Genomic DNA, 17,244 nt, shown 5'->3' with positions numbered 1-17,244 from the left:
TATAAGAAACATCAGTGACCAATCACCATGTTTCTGCTCTTGTCACCCTCAATCAGTTCAAACCGATAAAGGTGATCGCTCTTTTTCATCAGTTGCTTTTTCATATTCGGCAACAGATGGATTTTGCTTGGGGTGGAACAGTTTTTTTTCCGCCCATCGCACTCTTCAAAAAAATCCAGCACTATGGTGGCATTGCCTTTATTCACGACAGTGGTCATGGTATCTGTCTTGATCAACTTGGTATCAAAGCGACTCTCTTTTGGCATCACAAAAATAATGGCGCCGAAACCGGTCAATATATTTACCCCGGCCGAGACTTGCTGTTGATTCTCCTGAACCGTATTGGCATCCAGATCGAACCCGTCCTCCTGTTTTGGCAACACAGGAATAAAACGGACTCTGAAATAACGCTCATTGTCCCGTTCCCCCATATACAACAGCCGTGTTGCCTGCACCCCGTTGGCCGGAATAATCATGCGGGAAGGGCTGGCGATCAGCGCCCGGCGCCCCTCTGTCAGCTCCGGCGACTCATGGGGTTGACCAGCTTCGTCATAAGTTATTTCGTGAATCGCCACCTTGACAAAGGCGGTAGCGTCACCCTGATTTCGAATGCGTTTTAAATAGGTGCTTTGCTGGCCTGACATATAGTCATAAAGCGTCCCTATGCTGATCTCAGCCGATGCAAACAGGTTACCGCTGAACATCAGCAGCAGGATGAGATATATTCTTTTCATTTTTATTCCAGACTGGTTTTCACATGCCGACGTTCGTTTAATAAATGCCATTTATTAAAAACGGAGTCAGTTGCATATCGTTGGAGCCAGTCTAGGTAGAATGACGGGGGAAGTTAATCAGAATAGTCCTATATTGACTACGCAAAATCACGCCAATTATCAGACTATTCCTACGGTGTTTTGATCTTTCCCTCCTGTATTATGCGCAGCCATATCCGTCTATCAGGTGAGTGCCATGTTTGCGTTCAAAGAAGAGTATCCGATGAGTGACATGGCAACCGTGGCGGTAGCCGAGGTAGCCGTGCCCTTTTATCAGCCGATCATAGGTCGCGACCGTCAGGTCAAGGGTTATGAAGTTCTGGCCAGACGTTGGGATCCACAACGTCAGAGCTATCAGGGCATCGACTTTCTCTCCCTCAGCCAGGATGAGTCCCTGCATGTGGATATCGTCATGCTCAGGGCCATCATGCGCGATCTGCCTACCCTGGCGAAGGGCGGACCCTATGCCCTCTCCATCAACCTCAACCCCATGCTGTGCAGCCCGACCTATCAGAATCTCTTGCTGCTGGTGCTGCTCCAGGCGCGCAAGGCAGGGATCGAGATCTGGTTCGAGGTGCTTGAACACGCGCCACTGCACAGCCAGCACAGAGCCTTGATCGAAGTGCTGCGGGATCATGGCGCCCATATCGCCTGCGATGATTTCGGCACTCTGGAATGCAACTTCCAGCGGGTGATGGCGCTGCCCTACGAGATCATCAAGCTGGATCGCTCCCTGCTGCTGCAGGCGGCGCGCACGCCCCATGCCCTCAAGATGTTGACCGGTCTGGTGGAATACCTGCAACGACTCGGCATGAAGGTGGTGTGTGAAGGGGTGGAAACCCTGACCCATATCGAGGTCGCCAACCGACTCGGCTGCGATTATCAGCAGGGCTACGCCTACGCCATGCCCTCCCCCCTCTCCCGCTGGGCCTGATCGGGCTCACACATTCATTGCGACTCGCACTGGCATCAGCTACCTGCCAAATTGCATGATGGCGTGGGGGCGAGTACAATCTCGCACCCCGTATATCAGGTGCATCCCCTGTGATCCTGCATAATGATGTACGCCATCGGGTAGTTGTGACGCGAGCGCCGTCTCGCACCACGGCTCAACCAATCCGGCGCCATCAGGTGGCGTCGTCCTGATTTGCAATCAGATACTAAGAGTCCAACATGTTCAGACCAGAATTGCTCTCCCCCGCCGGGACCCTCAAGAATATGCGTTACGCCTATGCCTATGGCGCCGACGCCGTCTATGCGGGTCAGCCACGCTACAGCCTGCGGGTGCGCAACAACGAATTCGATCACGAAAATCTGCAGCTCGGCATCAACGAGGCCCATGCACTGGGCAAGCAGTTCTATGTGGTGGCCAACATCCAGCCCCACAACTCCAAGCTCAAGACCTTCATCCGCGACATGCGTCCCGTGGTGGAGATGAAGCCGGATGCGCTCATCATGTCAGATCCGGGTCTTATCATGATGATGCGTGAAGCCTTCCCGGACATGCCCATTCACCTCTCGGTGCAGGCCAACGCGGTCAACTGGGCGACGGTGAAGTTTTGGCATCAGATGGGCCTGACCCGTGCCATCCTCTCGCGCGAGCTGTCACTGGACGAGATCGAAGAGATCCGCATGCAGGTGCCGGAGATGGAGCTGGAAGTCTTCGTCCACGGCGCTCTGTGCATGGCCTATTCGGGCCGCTGCCTGCTCTCCGGTTACATCAACAAGCGTGACCCCAACCAGGGTACCTGCACCAACTCCTGCCGCTGGGAGTACAAGGTGCACGAGGGCAAGGAAGATGACGTGGGCCAGATAGTCCACCGCCAGGAGCCCATTGCCGTGCGTCCGGACAACACCCTGGGCCTTGGCAAACCGAGTGATGCGCTGGTGCTGCTGGAAGAGTCCAACCGTCCCGGTGAATACATGACGGCGTTCGAAGATGAGCACGGCACCTACATCATGAACTCCAAGGATCTGCGCGCCGTCGAGCACGTGGAGCGCCTGACCAAGATGGGGGTGCATTCGCTGAAAATTGAAGGCCGCACCAAGTCCTTCTACTACTGCGCCCGCACCGCCCAGGTCTATCGCAAGGCCATCGACGATGCGGTCGCCGGTCGCCCGTTCGATCCGACCCTGATGGGCACCCTCGAAAACCTGGCCCATCGTGGCTACACCGAGGGCTTCCTGCGCCGTCACAACCACAGCGAGTACCAGAACTACGATTACGGCTACTCGGTCTCCGACACCCAGCAGTTCGTCGGCGAGATCACCGGTCGCCAGGGCGACATGGTGGAAGTGGAAGTGAAGAACAAGTTCCTGGTGGGCAACAGCCTGGAACTGATGACGCCGCAGGGCAACGTCAGCTTCAATCTGGAGCAGATGCAGAACCGCAAGGGCGAGCTCATCGACACGGCGCCGGGCAACGGCCACGTTGTCTATGTGCCCGTCCCCAAAGAGATCGACATCAACTACGGCATACTGCTGCGCAACCTCGGCGATCGCCAGGACACCCGTCAGCCGCACTCGGCGGCCTGATATGTCCCTGCTCATCACCGACAAGTGCATCAACTGCGACATGTGCGATCCCGAGTGTCCGAACCAGGCCATCAGCCTGGGTGAGGAGATCTACGAGATAGACCCCAGTCGCTGCACCGAGTGCGTCGGTCACTATGAGAAACCGACCTGCATCAGTGTCTGCCCCATCGATTGCATCATCTGGGATCCCGCCCACGTGGAAACCGAAGATCAGTTGCTGGAGAAGTTTGTGCGGATGCACCGGCAGTAACATCAGCGTCTGCAACTCATAGACTGCATCATCCGGGATCCCGCCCACGTGGAAACCGAAGATCAGTTGCTGGAGAAGTTTGTGCGGATGCATCGGCAGTAATTGCCGGCATGTTGTCGAAAAAAAAGCCCCGCATGCGGGGCTTTTTTACGTTTGGTGCTGGCCGTGCCTAGACGTATTCCATAAAGACCCGGGAAGTAAGCTTGGTGATGAGCTCGTAGGGGATGGTGCCAATCTCGTCGGCGACCCGCTCCACCGGCAGTCCCTCGCCCCAGAGCACGGCTTCGTCACCGGCCTTGTCGGTGGCGCCCGGCCCCAGATCCACTGTGGTCATGTCCATGGAAACGCGGCCCACCAGAGGCACTATGCGGCCATTGACCAGCACAGAGGTGCCGTTGGGCGCCATGCGCGGATAGCCATCGCCGTAGCCGATGGCGATGACGCCGAGCCGGGTATCCCGGTCCGACACCCAGTTGGCGCCATAGCCCACAGGTTCGCCCGCCTTGTGATCCCGCACCGCAATGAGCTGGGTCTTCAAGGTCATCACAGGCTGCAGGTCGTAATCCGCCGCCACCGTATTGGGGAAGGGAGAAACACCGTACAGGATGACGCCAGGGCGCACCCAGTCGCAGTGGGAATCCGGCCAGGCCAGGATCCCCGCCGAGTTGGCCATGGCCCGCTCACCCAGGAGCGGCGCCGTGAGGCGACTGAACAAGTCGATCTGCTCGCGGGTGGTCGATTGCTCGAGCTCATCTGAGCGGCTGAAGTGAGTCATGATGTTGAACGGCTGCACCACGTTCTTGCAGCGGGACAGACGCGCGATAAAGGCGGGCATCTCATCGCTGCGCACCCCGAGCCGGTGCATGCCGGTGTCGAGCTTGAGCCAGGCCACCACAGGAGCCGGCAGTTCGGCCTGCTCCAGCGCTTCGAGCTGCTCCCAGGTGTGCACCGCCGTTTGCAAATTGTTGGCCGCCAGCACCGGCAGATCGGCGCTCGAGAAGAAGCCTTCCAGCAGCACTATGGGCTTGACCACGGCGCAGGAGCGCAGCATCAGCGCCTCTTCGATTCGGGCCACTGCGTAGGCATCCGCATCCACCAGGGTGCGGGCAACCGGCAGCAGACCATGGCCATAGGCATTGGCCTTGACCACGGCAATGATCTTGCAATCGGGGGCATGCCGTTTGACCACGGCGAGGTTGTGGCGCAGGGCCGCTGTATTGATTTGGGCAATAGCCGCTTTCATCTGTTTTCCCTTACGAGGGCATGATGGCGCGTGAATGCACCAGGCACCGTGTGGTGTCAGCCCTTAATTGTCATCATCGAAAGCCGGACCGGCATAATTGTCGAACCGGGAAAACTGTGTCTTGGAGCTGGGGGACCCAGGCACCGATATGGGTGCGCAGACCGATCCCTACTTAGTAATCGTCATCAAACGCCGGACCGGCGTAATTATCGAACCGGGAGAACTGCCCCTGGAAGGTGAGGCGCACGCGGCCCTATTGGCACCGTTACGCGGTTGACCGATGAGAACTCGGCTACCTTTCAGGGCTTTCGTGGTGGTATCTAATCCGCCATCACCACGGGTTTTCATCAATAGTCGTCATCAAACGCCGGGCCGGCATAGTTGTCGAACCGGGAGAACTGGCCCTGGAAGGTGAGGCGTACCCGGCCTATGGGGCCGTTACGCTGCTTGCCGATGATGATCTCGGCAATCCCCTTGTCGGGGCTGTCATCGTGATACACCTCATCACGGTAGATAAACATGATCAAATCCGCATCCTGCTCGATGGAGCCGGATTCCCGCAGATCCGAGTTGACCGGGCGCTTGTCTGCACGCTGTTCCAGGCTTCGGTTTAGCTGGGAGAGCGCCACCACCGGGCACTGCAACTCTTTTGCCAGCGCCTTGAGGGAGCGGGAGATTTCACCTATCTCCAGGGTACGGTTATCGGAGAGCGCGGGCACCCGCATCAGCTGCAGGTAGTCGATCATGATCATGGATAGGCCACCGTGCTCACGGGCGATGCGGCGGGCGCGGGAGCGCACGTCGGTCGGGGTGAGGCCGGAGGCGTCATCGATATACATCTTGCCCTTCTCGAGCAGCAATCCCATGGTGGAGGAGAGGCGTGCCCAATCCTCGTCGTCAAGCTGACCGGTACGCACCTTGGTCTGGTCGATGCGCCCCACCGAGGCGAGCATACGCATGATGATCTGCTCGGAGGGCATCTCCAGCGAGAAGATGAGTACCGGTTTCTCGGCGGTGAGGGCCGCGTGCTCGCACAAGTTCATGGCAAAGGTGGTCTTGCCCATGGAGGGACGAGCCGCAACTATGATCAAGTCCGAACGCTGCAGACCGGCGGTCATCTTGTCCAGATCCCCATAACCGCTCGACACCCCGGTCACGCCGTTGTGAGGGGTCTTGAACAGCTCTTCAATCTTATCGACCGTCTGCTCGAGGATCAGCTTGAGCGGCTGCGGCCCCTCGTTGGCGCTGGTACGCTGTTCGGCGATCTGGAACACCTTGCTCTCGGCCAGATCCAGCAGATCGCCGGAGGTGCGCCCTTGCGGCTCGTAGCCTGCTTCGACTATCTCGTTGGCGACCGAGATCATCTCCCGCACTACCGCCCGCTCACGCACTATCTCGGCGTAGGCATTGATGTTGGCGGCACTCGGGGTGTTCTTGGCGATCTCCACCAGATAGGCGAAGCCACCGGACTCCTCCAGCTGCTCCGAGCGCTCCAGCTCCTCTTGCAGCGTGATGAGATCGATGGGATTGCCCGCGTTGGAGAGGCGGGTCATGGCCTGGAAGATAAGCCGGTGAGGGCGGCTGTAGAAATCCTTGTCGATCACCCGTTCGGCAACCCGATCCCAGGCCTCGTTATCCAGCATCAGGCCGCCCAGTACGGACTGTTCGGCCTCAAAAGAGTGGGGAGGAACTTTCAGCTGTTGTGTCTTGGCGTCTTTTTTCGCCGTCACTTGCTCTGCCATACACATAAAAACCGCAGCGGGAAGGGGACGGGAATTTTACAAAAGAAACCCCGCCATCGCGAGTGCTAATGCACGCTATTCACTTCTGTCTGACACAAGCGCCCTACTGATGGTCAATGGCGCCGCTTGCTGATGAAATATGCTGCTGTCTCATACCATGATGAAGGGCCAGACCAGGGTCTGATCCTGCTGCTTGGCTCTCGTTTTGTTGCGCAGCTTGCGCTCCTTGCGGCTTGGTCGTCGATTTTTCATTGCCATTCTCTCCTCTGATTGCCCCGGAATGGGGTGTAATCTGTTCATGAATAATTCATGCCAACGATGTTAATCATAGACGCAAGCTGCACTACAACGAGGGACAGGCAGCCTGTCATGCACCTCGCTGAGCTTGCTAAAGCAGACCATGTCCCCATCCACTGATGAGAGTGAAAAGAGTCAAAATGAAAAAGATGCTGACCCTGTTTGCCGTGATCCTGGCCATTGGCCTGGGGGCACCCATTGCCGAGGCCAAGAAATTTGGCGGCGGTAAATCCTTTGGCAAGAGCTACAAAACAGCTCCGGCCCAACCGGCGGCCAAACCCGTCGACACCAAGAACCCGGCAGTCGGGGCTCAGGCCGCACCGAAGAAAGGCGGCATGATGGGCGGCCTGCTCGGCGGCCTGCTGGCCGGTGGTCTGTTCGCTTACCTGCTGGGTAGCGGTGCCTTCGAAGGTCTGCAAGGCATGGACATGCTGCTGATCGCGCTGCTGGCGTTGGGCGCCGTCTTCCTGTTCCGCGCCATGCGCAAGAGCAAGGCCCCCTCGCCTCAACCACAGACGGCCTACGCCGGCTATCAGCCGCCATCGGCTGCGCCGCAGCAGTTCGAACAGAGCAGCAGTGCGCCGCAAGCAACCGGCTTTGCCGACAGCGACGTGCCGTTCCGTCTGCCGCCAGGTTTTGACATGAACAGTTTCCTGTCCGGTGCCCGCGATCACTATCGCACCCTGCAAGAAGCCTGGAACGCAAACGATCTCGAAAAAGTGCGTGAGTATGTGAGCCCTGAGTTGTTCGAACAGCTCAAAGCCGAACGCGCAGAGCTGACCGGCGAGCAGCATACCGAAGTCATGTATGTGGATACCCAGCTGGTGCGTGCCGACTACGGCAGCGACTGGGCCCAGGTCAGCGTACGCTTCAGCGGCCGCTACATGGACCGTCAGGAGCAGGTCGAGGAAGACATCAAAGAGGTGTGGCACCTCGAGCGTAACCTGGCCAAGGACAATGCACCCTGGCACATTGTCGGTATCGAGCAGCTGTAAACGCTCTTTATCCTGCGAAGACAACAGAGGCGGCCCAAGGCCGCCTCTGTTATTTTTGACTCCCTGCGTGCCCTCTCCCACCCCTCCCCCTGCAAGTCCAGCCACAGCCCCTCAATATGGTCGCTATGAGAATGGTTCGTGATTGTGTAGTATGACCGCCCTTTTTTTGTTCAATTTCCGTTCACCGAGGCGTGGTTCATGGCTCTCTCTTTTCTGCGTAGCGGCAACATGCCTCGTTTGCTGGCCAGCCTGCTGTGCTGCGCAACCCTGATCCTGGTTTCCCTCGCCACTCTCTATTGGCAGACCTGGTCCATGACCCGCCAGCAGGCGCAAAATGCCGCCGAGCGTGCCATGGTGCAGATAGACAGCGCCCTCTACCACTCTACCCAGGCGGCCCGGGCCGCACTGCCGCTGGTGGGCCGCCCCTGTCACGAGGTTGCCCGCGAGCTGAGAGTACTGGTTGCCACCTCCCCCTATGTACGCTCGGTCAACCTCTCACGCCATGGTCGCCTCTACTGCTCTTCCATCTTCGACGAGATCAACCTGAAAGATGAGCTGCAAAACGGCCAGCACCAGCAGCTCAAGCTCAAAGCCGTCACCCGGCTCGGACTCAAGCCCTCGCTGCTGTTCTATCGCCTGAGCGAAGGCGATCATGGGGTAGTGGTTGCCATCAACCCCTACCACCTGAGCAAACCGCTGCAATGGCGACTTGGCGGGCCCAACAGCTGGGTGCAGATAGGTGAGCAGTGGCTCGATATCAAAGGCCGGATCCACAACGGTGTCACCCCTGTGTTTCGGGGGTTCAACTACCCGCTCAGTTCGACGGCATTCGGCTACAGCCTCAATCAGGGATTCCCGCTGGAAGCCGTGTTGCTGCTCACGCTGAAAAAGCAGAGCACCGTCATCATCTTGATCCTGACTCTGGGCGGCCTGGCCGGCCTTGCCACCTATCGCTGGTGGAGCCATATCTCCACCCCGACCCAGGAGCTCAAGCGCGCCATCATCAAGCAGGAGTTCATTCCCTACCTGCAGCCCATCGTTTACAGCAAGAGCGGTCAGCTCCATGGCTGCGAGGTGCTGATGCGCTGGCAGCACCATCGTCAGGGGTTGATCCGGCCGGATCTCTTCATCCCGCTGGCGGAGGAGAGCGGCCTCATCATACTGATGACCCAGACCCTGATGCAGCAGGTTCGTCTGGAGTTTGCCCCCCATGTGGCGCAACTGCCGCCCCGCTTTCACTTCGGTTTCAACATCTGTGCCCAGCACTGCCAGGAGATGAGCCTGATCGACGACTGCCGCCGATTCCTGGCCGCCTTCGCCAGCAATCCGGTCACGCTGGTGCTGGAGCTGACCGAGCGGGAGCTGATCACCCCCTGCCAACTGACCGACCAGCTGTTCGGCGAGCTGCGCCAGATGGGAGTCAAGATAGGTCTGGACGACTTTGGCACAGGCCACTCCAGCCTCACCTATCTGCAACAGTTTCACGTGGACTACCTCAAGATCGACCAGAGCTTCGTCGCCATGATAGGCACCAATGCCCTCTCTCGTCATATTCTTGACAGCACCATCAGTCTGGCCACCCGGCTGGGACTGGAAACCGTTGCCGAAGGGGTCGAAACCCAGGAGCAGGCTGACTTCCTGACAGAGCGCAACGTCAACTACCTGCAAGGCTACCTCTATGGCCGTCCGCTCACCCCGGCCCAGTTCCTGCGGCTGCTGCCCGCCCCTGTGCCGGAGCAGACAGACCCCCATCAAGCGGCATGATCCCTCAGCGACGCTCGGGTGCCGATACAACAATGTGAAACTTGTCATTAGTCTGTGGTGATGGCGTTAAACAATCTAGCAAACGTTTGTTTGCTTTATTAATGTGCAGTAGCTCAAAGGAATCAGCTCTCTTTATTTCCAATTACTGCTTTTTGCCTAGAATCGCCACACTCCTGTCATACAGGAACGATATACAGGACAATAACAACAAGAGGATTATTACCAATGAAGAAGACGTTACTGGCCGTCACCGTCTCTATTACTCTGCTCGGGCTGACCGCCTGCAATTCAGAAAACAGCAGCAAGGAGCATATTCCGCTGGATCTGACCATTGCCCATATCAATGATACCCACGCCCACCTCGACCCGACCGAAAATGCGCTGGCCATCCAGCCCACCGGCCAGGAGCTGTTCAAGTTCTACGCCAAACTGGGCGGCTATCCCCGTCTGAAGTTCAAGCTGGACGAGCTGCGCAGCCAGGCCGCCAACGAAGGCCGCAACTTCATGGTGCTCAACGGTGGTGATGCCTTCCAGGGCACTCTCTACTTCACCCAGTTCAAGGGGGAAGAGGAGTCTCGCCTGCTCTCCGACATGGGTATCGATGCCATGGTGCTGGGCAACCACGAATTTGATTTGGGCAATCAGGCCATTAAAGATTTCGTCTCACGGGTGAATTTCCCTGTATTGGCTTCCAACATGGTGAAATCCAGTAGCGCCACCCTGAAAGACAGTGAAAATATTCATGAATATGTCATTAAAGAAATAAATGGCGAGAGCGTGGGTATTTTCGGGCTGGTGCTGGAAAATATGCATGATATCTCTTCACCGGATACCGATACCCAATTCCTGCCGATGATTGAAACCGCCCAGAAAATGGTCGACACCCTCAAGTCAAAAGGCGCCAACAAGATCATCATGGTCACCCATATCGGTTTGCAAAATGACCAGGCCGTCGCCAAGGCGGTCAACGGTATCGACCTGATTGTCGGCGGTCACTCCCAGACCTTCCTCGGCGACATCAACGAGATCAACACCATAGGCTACACGGCCCACAACCAGAATCCGGACGACGACAACACCTATGCCCAGCTGGTCGGCAATCCGGACGGTGGCAAGACCTGTATCGTGCAGGCCGGTGAATGGGCCAAAGGCTATGGCCTGGTCAACGTCTCCCTGAGCAAGGAAGGCCAGATCACCAAGTGTGAGGGGCGCAATACCCTGATGACGGGCGACGATTTCACCAAGGACGTGGCCAAGAAGAAAGAGCCCCTGAGTGGCAGCGAGCAGACCAATGTGGTCGACTTCATCACCAAGTCACCCGTCATCGAAATCGTGCCGGAGAACACCGCCATGCGCGATGTAATCGACACAGAGTACAAACCGGCCGTGGCCGAGCTCGAGGCCAAGATCATCGCCGACGTGCCGACCAAGTTGCCCCATGTGCGCGTGCCGGCCACCCCGGATGGCGCGGGTCTGATCGATCCCCTGGTGGCCGAATCCCTCTACTGGAAGCTCAACAAACTCAATACCAAGGTGGACTTCACCATCCAGAACGCCGGTGGTGTGCGCGCCGATGTGAACGCGGGCCCGCTCTCCGTCGGTTACGTGATGGGCACCTTGCTGCCGTTTGGCAACAAGATCGCCGCCTTCAACCTCAAGGGCAAGGACGTGCGCGCCACCCTGGAGTACGCCGTTGACTATTCCATCGGCCACGAGACCGGGATCGGCGCCTCCAGCGGTGCTTTCCCTTACGTCGGCCACCTGAGCTACACCTATGATGGCAAACTGGCCAAGGGTTCCCGCATCACCAAGCTGGAGCTACTGGACGCCAACGGCCAGTGGCAGCCGCTGGACGACGACAAGGTGTACCGTGTCGGTGCCAACACCTATATCGCCTCCGGCAAGGATGGCTACAACGGCCTGCTCAAGCGCGAAGAGCTGCCCAACAAGGGTGACTACGTCGACTCTGGCGTCGGTGAGAACGAGATGTTCATGGAGTATGCCGAGTCCCAGGGCACCCTCAATCCACTGCCCTATGCGACCGTGACCTACTTCAAGCCCTGATCAGGCTCACACGCTATTGCAACGGCGCCTGAGGGCGCCGTTTTTATGGCATACTCCCCGCCCATTGATGCCGAGGAGAATGTTTGATGGCCAAATACGACAAGATTTCCCCCGAGACCCAGCAAGAGGCGCAGAAAATTGCTCGCGCCAACCAGAAGCCGGGACAGACCAAAGAACAGACCCAGCTGATCGCCCAGGGGATCCAGAAAGGCATAGACGAATACAAGAAGCAGATGAAGGCGCGGGCTCGCGAGGCCAGTCGCCAGAAGAAGTTGCAAACCAAGGCAAAACAGCAGCCGCAAGCCGGACATGAGGAGGAGGGCGACATTGAGCTTGTCGAGGTCTCCCGCCAGCATCCTCTGCCCTGGATCCTGTTGCTGCTGAGCTGGGTTGGCTTTGCCGCTGCCTGGTTCGGGTTGCACTGAGCGCGCAAACCTTTACCTGGGATCCTCTTCACAGGCTGGGGGCAGCATGCTGGTCATCTTCCCTTCCGACTGATTAAATCCCGCCTCTTGTCGTCTGGAGACTTGCCATGAACCCGGCCCCCTTCTATCTGCTGGCACCCCTGGTGCTGTTTATCGTGACCCTGGTGCTCTATCGCATCTCTCCGCTGCGAGCCGTCGCCGCCGGCAGTGCCCGCTGGTTTATCCTGCCCGCCTTCACCCTTTTCATCCTGCTCATAGTGATCAACGGCGCCGCCGATCCCGCCCTTCGCAGCCCGGCCTTTCACTGGCTGATGCCCGGGCTTGGTTTTGCCCTGACCCTGTTTCCGGCCCTGCCCAAGGCGCTAGTGCCGCGTCTGGCCATCAAGGAGGGTGCCTTCGCCGCCCTCGGCTTGATGCTGATGAGCCTCGCCATGGTTTACTGATCGGCTGGCCGCTGGCGTTGACATGACTCAAGGGGCGCTCTGTGACGGGCGTCCCTTGTACAAACAATGGCCCGTAGGCATATTGGTGACAATATCACCGGCAAGGAGGCCAGATGGACAAGTCACCCGATTTCATGGCGCAGTGGAATTATCAGGATCCCGCCGCCAGTGCCCTGCGTTTTCATGCACTTGTTCCCGAGGCGCGTACGGCAGCCAACCTGCAACTCGAGCTGGAGTTGCTGACCCAGATCGCCCGCACCTATTCCCTGCAGCGCCAGTTTGCCGAAGCCCACCAGCTGCTCGACGAGATAGAACCCCGCCTCACCGATGCCACCCCGCGAGCCCGCCTTCGCGCCCTGCTGGAGCGCGGCCGCACCTTCAACTCCGCCGGCGACAAAGCCACAGCCAGACCCCTGTTCGAACAAGCCTGGCAGTGGGGGCTCAAGAGCAAGGAGCTCTATCTGGCCATCGATGCGGCACACATGATAGCCATAGCCGCGCCACTGGAGGAGCAGAGCCGCTGGCATCAGCTGGCCATGGAGCTGGCGGAACGCAGCCAGGATGAAAAGGTGCGCGGTTGGCTCGCCAGCCTCTACAACAATCAGGGCTGGACCCTGTTCGAGCTGGGACGCTTTGATGAAGCCAGAGTATTCCAGCAAAAGTGTCTTGCCTGGCACGAACAACATAACAATACGGCCAAGGCCTTCATCGCCCGCTGGAGTCTGGTGCGACTGACCCGGGCACAGGGGTTGCACGAGCAGGCGCTGGCCGAGCTGAAGCAGCTACAGGTAGATATGGCAGAGGCCGGCGAGCCGGAGGATGGCTATCTGTTCGAGGAGCTGGGGGAGAATGCATTGGTGCTGGACGATCCGGCTGCGCCCGAATACTTCTCCCGCGCCTGGTTTCTGCTGTCACAGGATCGCTGGTTCAAGGCCAACGAGGCGGAGCGACTGGCCAGACTCAAGCATCTCGCCAAGCTCTAGACAGGCGCGGCCTCAGTCCCCTGCTCAGGCCAGACTCGTCTCTTCCCAACCCTGCTTTTTGCGATAGATGGTGGAGGGACTGATCTCCAGCAGTGCCGCTGCCTTGGGGATGTTGCCGTCACAGCTGGCGATAGCCTGCTCTATGGTCTCTTTTTCCACCAGCCAGAGAGGGCGTATCGGCGCGTTGAAAGAAGGCAAGGTGGCACTGCCAGCCGTGGCCAGCGGCGCTGTCGCGGCCAGCATGCTACCCCGACTGCCATTCAGCGGCGGTGGCAAGATGTCAGGACTCACCAGCTCTCTGTCGTTGAGCACCACTATGTTGCGCACCACGTTTTGCAGCTCGCGCACGTTGCCAGGCCAGGGGTAATCGAGCAGCACCCGCGCCGCCTCCACATCGAAATCCTTGAAGCGCTTGTTCTCTTCCTTTGCGTAGCTCTGCAACAGGTTACGCGCCAGCAGCAGTATATCCTCGCCGCGCTCGCGCAGCGGTGGCAGGCTCAGCGGGATCACGTGCAGGCGGTAGTAAAGATCTTCACGAAAACGCCCCGCCTTCACCTCCACCAGCGGATCCCGGTTGGTGGCGCAGACGAAACGCACGTCCACCGTCTCCAGCTTGCCGCTACCGACCCGTTGCAGGGTGCCGGTCTGGATGAAGCGCAGCAGCTTGCTCTGCAGGTCGAGATCCATCTCGCAGATCTCGTCCAGGAACAGGGTACCGCCATCAGCCAGACTGGCCGCCCCCTTGCGATCCCCTTGGGCGCCGGTAAAGGAGCCCTTGACGTGACCGAAGATCTCGCTCTCCATCAGGTCATGGGGAATGGCGGCGCAGTTGAGCGCTATGAAGGGTTGCTCGCTGCGGGGGCTGCACTGGTGAATGGCCTCTGCGCACACCTCCTTGCCGGTGCCGCTCTCCCCCGTGATGAAGACGGTCGCCTTGCTCGGCGCCGCGCTCTCTATGATGCGATAGACGGCCTGCATCGGCATGGAGGCACCGATAAAGCCGGCGAACGAGCTGCGTTCGAAATTTTCCCGATACTGGGCCACCAGCGAACTGAGTTGCTGATGTTTCAAGGCATTGCGGGCAGTGGCACAGAGCCGCTTGCCGTCAAACGGTTTGGTCAGAAAGTCGAAGGCACCGAGGCGCATCGCCTCCACCGCCACATCCACGGAGCCGTGAGCGGTGATCACCACCACGGAACAGGGCAACTGCTGTTCGGTGATCTGCTGCAAAATGTCCATGCCGGACATGTCGGGCAGTTCAAGGTCGAGCAGTACCACAGGTGGCGGGCTGGTCAGCAGCTGCGCCAACGCCTGCTGACCACAATCGGCCAACAGCACCTCATAGCCATCCTGGGCCAGATACTGTTCATAAACCACCGCCAGACTGCGGGTATCTTCCACCAACAGGACTCGAGGTTTGCTTTCAGCCACGGGAGCCATCCTTGCGATTGATTTCGTTGTCTATTTCAGGTCTTGCCCGCCATGTTACCACAGCTGGCGCGGCCTCTCTTTTATCCCGCCATTCGCAGGGAGATACAAGTAAAAACGGCTCCCTAAGGAGCCGTTTTTTCAACGATGGGCGCTTACTTCTTGGCGTTGTCGCCATCAGCAGCCGGCTTCTCGATAGCCAGCAGCTCAACATCGAACACCAGCACGGCATTGGCCGGGATAGAACCTGCACCGTGCTCGCCATAAGCCAGCTTGGACGGCAGGAAGAACTTGAACTTGGAACCGACCGGCATCAGCTGCACGCCTTCGGTCCAGCCAGGGATAACCTGGTTGAGCGGGAAGGTAGCCGGCTCACCGCGATCGACGGAGCTGTCGAACTTGGTGCCGTCGGTCAGGGTACCGGTGTAGTGAACCTTGACGATGTCAGTGGCTTTCGGCTTGGCGCCGTCACCCATCTTCTCGACCAGATACTGCAGACCAGATTCGGTGCTCTTCACACCTTCTTTCTTGGCGTTGGCAGTCAGGTACTCTTCACCCTTCTTCTGGTTATCCACGGCATCCTTGTCAGCCTTGGCCTTGGTCAACTCGTTGATCTTGGCATCGTATTGCTGCAGAACCTTCTGGATCTCCTCGTCAGTCATGCTGGCTTCTTTACCCAGACCATCGGTCACACCCTTGAGGATGACGCTGTTGTCCAGTTTGATGCCGAGTTCCTGCTGACGTTCCAGGGTATTGGCGATATAACGACCCATGGAGAGGCCAATTGCATAGCCGGATTGCTCTTCAAAGCTCTTGGCATCAGCCTTGGGGGCCTCTGCCGGCTTGCTGGCTTCTGCCTTGACCTCTGCGTTGTTCGCAGCCGGCTTCTCATCTTTTTGGCAAGCAGTCAGACTCACGGCAACCGCCGCAGCCAACAGGGACACCTTCAGAAAATTGTTCATCAGTTTCTCCAAAACTCTAAATACCGCTCTCGGTTCCTTCGTGAAATGAGAGGTTTATCGTGATAAGCGCCTTATACTAACGCCGTGATCGCAGGTAACGAAAGCATGAGACAGGAAAAATGATAAAAAGTGCCATTTATCTCATCGGTATTTGTCTGATACTGACCGGTTGCGAGCAGAGCCCCCAGCCGGGCCAACAAGTCACACTCGCCAATCAGGGTCTGCTGAGTGCAGACCTTGCCAGCGATGGCAAGCAGGCCATCGTCTCCAGCCTGGGACAGGGCACTGTCGTGTGGGATCTGGAACAGGGCAAGGAGCGCTGGCGCTGGCGCCAGTCCGACAATCAGGACAACTTCGTCATCGTTACCCGCTTCTCGGCAGACAACAGCCATGCGGTGACCGCCACCCTGGATACCTTCGCCATCTGGCGCCTGCAAGATGGCCAGTCCCAAGGCTACTACTCGCTACCTGAATCCAAACTGAGGGACATAGCGCTGTCGGCCAATGGCCGCCAGGTGCTGATCGGGCGTGAAGATGGCAAGGCGGAGATGGTCGATACCCAGAGCGGCCGCCGGCTGCAATTTCTCGGCCACACCGAGCAGGTCAATACGGTGGATCTCTCCGCCAATGGTCGCTACGCCCTCACCGGCGGCAACGACTACAGCGCCTATCTGTGGGATACCCGCTCAGGTCAGGTGGTATGGCGTTTCAACCACGCCGGTCGGGTGGTGATGGCAAGGCTCGATCCCCAGGGCCGTTTCGCCTTCACAGCGGACAGCCGCCAGGCCAGCATCTGGGATCTCAAGACAGGCAAGGAGGTGAGCCGGTTGCAGTTCGCGCACCGCTTCGAGGTCTACACCAGTGCCCGCTTCGTCAACGACGGCAAATGGCTCATCACGGGTGCCCCCTCCCGCCAGCTCTCCCTGTGGCAGGTGAGCGATGGCACCCAGCTGCAAAGCTGGCGCGTCTCGCCCCATCCCAAGGTGAAACCGCCGAGTGCAGTGGTCTACGGCGTGGCTTTGCGCGACAATAGCCACCTTGTCAGCGCCAGCTCCAGTGGTCTGGCCGAAATCTGGACTATCAAGTAAGGACCTAAAGGCCCATGAGTCAGCAACTTAACGATCGCATCGAAACCCTGGAAAGCCGTCTCGCTTTCGCCGAGTACACGGTGGAACAGCTCAACGACGAGGTCACCACCCAGGGCCGTGAGCTGGATCGACTCAAGCACCAGATCCAGCTGCTGGTAGATAAACTGCAAAGCGTACAACCTAGCCAGATTGCCAGCATGGCCGAAGAGACGCCGCCCCCGCACTACTGAGCAGTTGTCTCTGCACCATAAA

Annotated in this window: 16 protein-coding genes and 2 pseudogenes; 12 read left to right on the top strand and 6 right to left on the bottom strand. The window is 58.5% G+C overall.

From position 1 onward, the window contains the following. Positions 1-11: 11 nt before the first annotated feature. A complete protein-coding gene (locus AC1P02_RS10065) occupies positions 12-734 on the bottom strand; it encodes a hypothetical protein (RefSeq protein WP_429179919.1) in 723 nt (240 codons plus the stop codon). Between the two features lie 235 nt (positions 735-969). Between AC1P02_RS10065 and AC1P02_RS10060 the strand changes: the two genes are divergently transcribed. The 4 genes and pseudogenes from AC1P02_RS10060 to AC1P02_RS10045 all read left to right on the top strand — a co-directional run. Continuing rightward, entirely contained in the window at positions 970-1,707 is a 738-nt protein-coding gene (locus tag AC1P02_RS10060) for an EAL domain-containing protein (protein WP_099991711.1), read from the top strand. Between the two features lie 239 nt (positions 1,708-1,946). Further along, a complete protein-coding gene (trhP, locus tag AC1P02_RS10055; protein WP_005311829.1) occupies positions 1,947-3,308 on the top strand; it encodes a prephenate-dependent tRNA uridine(34) hydroxylase TrhP in 1,362 nt (453 codons plus the stop codon). Between the two features lies 1 nt (position 3,309). Beyond that, positions 3,310-3,558, top strand: coding sequence for a YfhL family 4Fe-4S dicluster ferredoxin (locus AC1P02_RS10050; RefSeq protein ID WP_096120054.1), 249 nt, complete (start codon positions 3,310-3,312; stop codon positions 3,556-3,558). An 18-nt stretch (positions 3,559-3,576) separates the two neighbouring features. Then, positions 3,577-3,660: pseudogene (locus tag AC1P02_RS10045) on the top strand (YfhL family 4Fe-4S dicluster ferredoxin); the annotation flags it as partial. A 67-nt stretch (positions 3,661-3,727) separates the two neighbouring features. On the opposite strand, the gene alr reads toward AC1P02_RS10045, so the two are convergent. The 3 genes and pseudogenes from alr to dnaB form a co-directional block, all read right to left on the bottom strand. Next, positions 3,728-4,801, bottom strand: coding sequence for an alanine racemase (gene alr / locus AC1P02_RS10040; protein WP_219598452.1), 1,074 nt, complete (start codon positions 4,799-4,801; stop codon positions 3,728-3,730). 172 nt (positions 4,802-4,973) lie between these two features. Continuing rightward, a pseudogene (locus tag AC1P02_RS10035) lies at positions 4,974-5,120 on the bottom strand (replicative DNA helicase); the annotation flags it as partial. A gap of 28 nt (positions 5,121-5,148) precedes the next feature. Then, positions 5,149-6,543 carry a replicative DNA helicase gene (gene dnaB, locus AC1P02_RS10030; RefSeq protein ID WP_021140911.1) on the bottom strand — a complete coding sequence of 465 codons (1,395 nt, stop codon included), beginning with the start codon at positions 6,541-6,543 and terminating at the stop codon, positions 5,149-5,151. A 437-nt stretch (positions 6,544-6,980) separates the two neighbouring features. Here dnaB and AC1P02_RS10025 point away from each other — a divergent pair, with 437 nt between their 5' ends. From AC1P02_RS10025 to AC1P02_RS10000, 6 genes are all read left to right on the top strand, one after another. Then, entirely contained in the window at positions 6,981-7,835 is an 855-nt protein-coding gene (locus AC1P02_RS10025) for a Tim44 domain-containing protein (RefSeq protein ID WP_021140910.1), read from the top strand. A gap of 198 nt (positions 7,836-8,033) precedes the next feature. Then, positions 8,034-9,599 (top strand): EAL domain-containing protein, encoded by a 1,566-nt coding sequence (locus AC1P02_RS10020; protein WP_485185241.1) that lies wholly within the window; start codon positions 8,034-8,036, stop codon positions 9,597-9,599. A gap of 225 nt (positions 9,600-9,824) precedes the next feature. Next, entirely contained in the window at positions 9,825-11,663 is a 1,839-nt protein-coding gene (locus tag AC1P02_RS10015; RefSeq protein ID WP_021140908.1) for a bifunctional metallophosphatase/5'-nucleotidase, read from the top strand. Between the two features lie 86 nt (positions 11,664-11,749). Continuing rightward, positions 11,750-12,088 (top strand): DUF2956 domain-containing protein, encoded by a 339-nt coding sequence (locus tag AC1P02_RS10010; RefSeq protein WP_005311811.1) that lies wholly within the window; start codon positions 11,750-11,752, stop codon positions 12,086-12,088. A gap of 107 nt (positions 12,089-12,195) precedes the next feature. Further along, positions 12,196-12,531: a hypothetical protein gene (locus AC1P02_RS10005; protein WP_017412614.1), complete on the top strand. Its 336-nt coding sequence runs from the start codon at positions 12,196-12,198 to the stop codon at positions 12,529-12,531. 113 nt (positions 12,532-12,644) lie between these two features. After that, on the top strand, positions 12,645-13,514 hold the full coding sequence (locus AC1P02_RS10000; RefSeq protein ID WP_485185238.1) for a tetratricopeptide repeat protein: 870 nt from the start codon (positions 12,645-12,647) through the stop codon (positions 13,512-13,514). A 24-nt stretch (positions 13,515-13,538) separates the two neighbouring features. On the opposite strand, the gene AC1P02_RS09995 is transcribed toward AC1P02_RS10000, so the two are convergent. Then, positions 13,539-14,945: a sigma-54-dependent transcriptional regulator gene (locus AC1P02_RS09995; RefSeq protein ID WP_058393571.1), complete on the bottom strand. Its 1,407-nt coding sequence runs from the start codon at positions 14,943-14,945 to the stop codon at positions 13,539-13,541. A 152-nt stretch (positions 14,946-15,097) separates the two neighbouring features. Beyond that, entirely contained in the window at positions 15,098-15,904 is an 807-nt protein-coding gene (gene fkpA / locus AC1P02_RS09990) for an FKBP-type peptidyl-prolyl cis-trans isomerase (protein ID WP_011899028.1), read from the bottom strand. Between the two features lie 119 nt (positions 15,905-16,023). Between fkpA and AC1P02_RS09985 the strand changes: the two genes are divergently transcribed. Continuing rightward, positions 16,024-16,992, top strand: a complete 969-nt coding sequence (locus tag AC1P02_RS09985) for a WD40 repeat domain-containing protein (protein WP_485185234.1) — start codon at positions 16,024-16,026, stop codon at positions 16,990-16,992. A 14-nt stretch (positions 16,993-17,006) separates the two neighbouring features. Then, positions 17,007-17,222: a SlyX family protein gene (locus tag AC1P02_RS09980; protein ID WP_005311800.1), complete on the top strand. Its 216-nt coding sequence runs from the start codon at positions 17,007-17,009 to the stop codon at positions 17,220-17,222. The last annotated feature ends 22 nt before the right edge of the window (positions 17,223-17,244 follow it).

The organism is Aeromonas sp. TS_SC_11, assembly GCF_057318915.1.
Note: the sequence above shows the minus strand (reverse complement) of the source record. Positions and strands in the feature narration are given on the sequence as shown.